The 5,239-nt window shown below is 57.3% G+C and carries 2 rRNA genes; both read left to right on the top strand.

The window, feature by feature from the left end:
- Nucleotides 1-250 precede the first annotated feature (250 nt).
- A 16S ribosomal RNA gene (locus EHO50_RS43835) occupies nt 251-1,776 on the top strand.
- Between the two features lie 301 nt (nt 1,777-2,077).
- Nucleotides 2,078-5,197: ribosomal RNA gene (locus EHO50_RS43830) — 23S ribosomal RNA — on the top strand.
- The 16S and 23S rRNA genes sit together here, the layout of an rRNA operon.
- Nucleotides 5,198-5,239: the final 42 nt, after the last annotated feature.

The raw sequence follows: 5,239 nt of genomic DNA, 5'->3' as shown, positions 1-5,239 counted from the left end.
ACCGAAGGGAAGCGCCCGGAGGAAAGCCCGAGAGGGTGAGTACAAAGGAAGCGTCCGTTCCTTGAGAACTCAACAGCGTGCCAAAAATCAACGCCAGATATGTTGATACCCCGTCTCCGGCCATCAGGCTGGGGCGAGGTTCCTTTGAAAAAACACAGCGAGGACGCTGTGAACGGTCGGGCTTATTCCGCCTGACTGTTCCGCTCTCGTGGTGTCGACCGGCTGAATTAATTTTCTGGCCGAGTAAACATTCACGGAGAGTTTGATCCTGGCTCAGGACGAACGCTGGCGGCGTGCTTAACACATGCAAGTCGAACGATGAACCACTTCGGTGGGGATTAGTGGCGAACGGGTGAGTAACACGTGGGCAATCTGCCCTGCACTCTGGGACAAGCCCTGGAAACGGGGTCTAATACCGGATATCACTTCCACTCGCATGGGTGGGGGTCGAAAGCTCCGGCGGTGCAGGATGAGCCCGCGGCCTATCAGCTTGTTGGTGAGGTAACGGCTCACCAAGGCGACGACGGGTAGCCGGCCTGAGAGGGCGACCGGCCACACTGGGACTGAGACACGGCCCAGACTCCTACGGGAGGCAGCAGTGGGGAATATTGCACAATGGGCGAAAGCCTGATGCAGCGACGCCGCGTGAGGGATGACGGCCTTCGGGTTGTAAACCTCTTTCAGCAGGGAAGAAGCGAAAGTGACGGTACCTGCAGAAGAAGCGCCGGCTAACTACGTGCCAGCAGCCGCGGTAATACGTAGGGCGCAAGCGTTGTCCGGAATTATTGGGCGTAAAGAGCTCGTAGGCGGCTTGTCACGTCGGGTGTGAAAGCCCGGGGCTTAACCCCGGGTCTGCATTCGATACGGGCTAGCTAGAGTGTGGTAGGGGAGATCGGAATTCCTGGTGTAGCGGTGAAATGCGCAGATATCAGGAGGAACACCGGTGGCGAAGGCGGATCTCTGGGCCATTACTGACGCTGAGGAGCGAAAGCGTGGGGAGCGAACAGGATTAGATACCCTGGTAGTCCACGCCGTAAACGGTGGGAACTAGGTGTTGGCGACATTCCACGTCGTCGGTGCCGCAGCTAACGCATTAAGTTCCCCGCCTGGGGAGTACGGCCGCAAGGCTAAAACTCAAAGGAATTGACGGGGGCCCGCACAAGCAGCGGAGCATGTGGCTTAATTCGACGCAACGCGAAGAACCTTACCAAGGCTTGACATACACCGGAAACGGCCAGAGATGGTCGCCCCCTTGTGGTCGGTGTACAGGTGGTGCATGGCTGTCGTCAGCTCGTGTCGTGAGATGTTGGGTTAAGTCCCGCAACGAGCGCAACCCTTGTCCTGTGTTGCCAGCATGCCCTTCGGGGTGATGGGGACTCACAGGAGACCGCCGGGGTCAACTCGGAGGAAGGTGGGGACGACGTCAAGTCATCATGCCCCTTATGTCTTGGGCTGCACACGTGCTACAATGGCAGGTACAATGAGCTGCGATACCGTGAGGTGGAGCGAATCTCAAAAAGCCTGTCTCAGTTCGGATTGGGGTCTGCAACTCGACCCCATGAAGTCGGAGTTGCTAGTAATCGCAGATCAGCATTGCTGCGGTGAATACGTTCCCGGGCCTTGTACACACCGCCCGTCACGTCACGAAAGTCGGTAACACCCGAAGCCGGTGGCCCAACCCCTTGTGGGAGGGAGCTGTCGAAGGTGGGACTGGCGATTGGGACGAAGTCGTAACAAGGTAGCCGTACCGGAAGGTGCGGCTGGATCACCTCCTTTCTAAGGAGCACTTCTAGGCAGCCGCAAGGTTGTCCAGAGGCCAGTACATCAGCGAATGTCTGATGCTGGTTGCTCATGGGTGGAACGTTGATTATTCGGCACCGTCAGTCATCTCGGGCTGTTAGTACTGCTCTTCGGAGCGTGGAACGCTGATCACGAGTGGCGAGGGTGTCGGGCACGCTGTTGGGTGTCTGAGGGAATGAATTCCCTCGATGCCGGCCCCGGTGAAGCATCGCGTGAGTGGTGTGTGACGGGTGGCTGGTCGTTGTTTGAGAACTGCACAGTGGACGCGAGCATCTGTGGCCAAGTTTTTAAGGGCGCACGGTGGATGCCTTGGCACCAGGAACCGATGAAGGACGTGGGAGGCCACGATAGTCCCCGGGGAGTCGTCAACCAGGCTTTGATCCGGGGGTTTCCGAATGGGGAAACCCGGCAGTCGTCATGGGCTGTCACCCATACCTGAACACATAGGGTATGTGGAGGGAACGCGGGGAAGTGAAACATCTCAGTACCCGCAGGAAGAGAAAACAACCGTGATTCCGGGAGTAGTGGCGAGCGAAACTGGATGAGGCTAAACCGTATACGTGTGAGACCCGGCAGGGGTTGCGTATACGGGGTTGTGGGATCTCTCTTCTGTTGTCTGCCGGCAACAGGACGAGTCAGAAACCGTTGATGTAGGCGAAGGACATGCGAAAGGTCCGGCGTAGAGGGTAAGACCCCCGTAGTCGAAACGTCAGCGGCTCGTTTGAGAGACACCCAAGTAGCACGGGGCCCGAGAAATCCCGTGTGAATCTGGCGGGACCACCCGCTAAGCCTAAATATTCCCTGGTGACCGATAGCGGATAGTACCGTGAGGGAATGGTGAAAAGTACCCCGGGAGGGGAGTGAAATAGTACCTGAAACCGTGTGCCTACAAGCCGTGGGAGCGTCGGAATGTGCTTGCACATTCTCGTGACTGCGTGCCTTTTGAAGAATGAGCCTGCGAGTTTGCGGTGTGTTGCGAGGTTAACCCGTGTGGGGAAGCCGTAGCGAAAGCGAGTCCGAATAGGGCGATATAGTAGCGCGCTCAAGACCCGAAGCGGAGTGATCTAGCCATGGGCAGGTTGAAGCGGAGGTAAGACTTCGTGGAGGACCGAACCCACCAGGGTTGAAAACCTGGGGGATGACCTGTGGTTAGGGGTGAAAGGCCAATCAAACTCCGTGATAGCTGGTTCTCCCCGAAATGCATTTAGGTGCAGCGTCGTGTGTTTCTTGCCGGAGGTAGAGCACTGGATAGGCGATGGGCCCTACCGGGTTACTGACCTTAGCCAAACTCCGAATGCCGGTAAGTGAGAGCGCGGCAGTGAGACTGTGGGGGATAAGCTCCATGGTCGAGAGGGAAACAGCCCAGAGCATCGACTAAGGCCCCTAAGCGTACGCTAAGTGGGAAAGGATGTGGAGTCGCAGAGACAACCAGGAGGTTGGCTTAGAAGCAGCCACCCTTGAAAGAGTGCGTAATAGCTCACTGGTCTAGTGATTCCGCGCCGACAATGTAGCGGGGCTCAAGCGTACCGCCGAAGTCGTGTCATTGCAGCAGTAAGCCCCAACGGGTGCTGTGATGGGTAGGGGAGCGTCGTGTGCCGGGTGAAGCAGCACCGGAAGGTAGTTGTGGACGGTTCACGAGTGAGAATGCAGGCATGAGTAGCGATTCACACGTGAGAAACGTGTGCGCCGATTGACTAAGGGTTCCTGGGTCAAGCTGATCTGCCCAGGGTAAGTCGGGACCTAAGGCGAGGCCGACAGGCGTAGTCGATGGATAACCGGTTGATATTCCGGTACCCGCTGTGAAGCGTCAAACATCGAACCGGGCGATGCTAAGTCCGTGAAGCCGCCCCGGAGCCTTCGGGCAAAGGGGAGTGGTGGAGCCGACGAACCAGACCTGTAGTAGGTGAGTGATGGGGTGACGCAGGAAGGTAGTCCATCCCGGGCGGTGGTTGTCCCGGGGTAAGGGTGTAGGCCGAGTGGTAGGTAAATCCGCCGCTCATCAAGGCTGAGACCTGATGCCGAGCCGATTGTGGTGAAGTGGATGATCCTATGCTGTCGAGAAAAGCCTCTAGCGAGTTTCATGGCGGCCCGTACCCTAAACCGACTCAGGTGGTCAGGTAGAGAATACCGAGGCGTTCGGGTGAACTATGGTTAAGGAACTCGGCAAAATGCCCCCGTAACTTCGGGAGAAGGGGGGCCACACCCGGTGATCCAATTTACTTGGTGAGCTGGGGGTGGCCGCAGAGACCAGCGAGAAGCGACTGTTTACTAAAAACACAGGTCCGTGCGAAGCCGTAAGGCGATGTATACGGACTGACGCCTGCCCGGTGCTGGAACGTTAAGGGGACCGGTTAGTCAGGATTCGTCCTGGCGAAGCTGAGAACTTAAGCGCCAGTAAACGGCGGTGGTAACTATAACCATCCTAAGGTAGCGAAATTCCTTGTCGGGTAAGTTCCGACCTGCACGAATGGCGTAACGACTTCTCGACTGTCTCAACCATAGGCCCGGTGAAATTGCACTACGAGTAAAGATGCTCGTTTCGCGCAGCAGGACGGAAAGACCCCGGGACCTTTACTACAGTTTGATATTGGTGTTCGGTTCGGCTTGTGTAGGATAGCTGGGAGACTTTGAAGCAGCCACGCCAGTGGTTGTGGAGTCGTCGTTGAAATACCAGTCTGGTCGTGCTGGATGTCTAACCTGGGTCCGTGATCCGGATCAGGGACAGTGTCTGATGGGTAGTTTAACTGGGGCGGTTGCCTCCTAAAGAGTAACGGAGGCGCCCAAAGGTTCCCTCAGCCTGGTTGGCAATCAGGTGTTGAGTGTAAGTGCACAAGGGAGCTTGACTGTGAGACCGACGGGTCGAGCAGGGACGAAAGTCGGGACTAGTGATCCGGCGGTGGCTTGTGGAAGCGCCGTCGCTCAACGGATAAAAGGTACCCCGGGGATAACAGGCTGATCTTCCCCAAGAGTCCATATCGACGGGATGGTTTGGCACCTCGATGTCGGCTCGTCGCATCCTGGGGCTGGAGTCGGTCCCAAGGGTTGGGCTGTTCGCCCATTAAAGCGGTACGCGAGCTGGGTTTAGAACGTCGTGAGACAGTTCGGTCCCTATCCGCTGTGCGCGTAGGAGTCTTGAGAAGGGCTGTCCCTAGTACGAGAGGACCGGGACGGACGAACCTCTGGTGTGCCAGTTGTTCTGCCAAGGGCATGGCTGGTTGGCTACGTTCGGGAGGGATAACCGCTGAAAGCATCTAAGCGGGAAGCCTGCTTCGAGATGAGGACTCCCACCCACTTGATGGGGTAAGGCTCCCAGTAGACGACTGGGTTGATAGGCCGGATCTGGAAGCACGGTAACGTGTGGAGGTGACCGGTACTAATAGGCCGAGGGCTTGTCCTCAGTTGCTCGCGTCCACTGTGTTAGTTCTGAGGCAACGACCGT

Origin of the sequence: Streptomyces cyaneus, from assembly GCF_004028635.1 — a bacterium.
GTDB classification, from domain to species: Bacteria; Actinomycetota; Actinomycetes; order Streptomycetales; family Streptomycetaceae; genus Streptomyces; species Streptomyces cyaneus.
The sequence above is the reverse complement of the archived record's forward strand: the minus strand, read 5'-3'. Positions and strand labels throughout refer to the sequence as shown.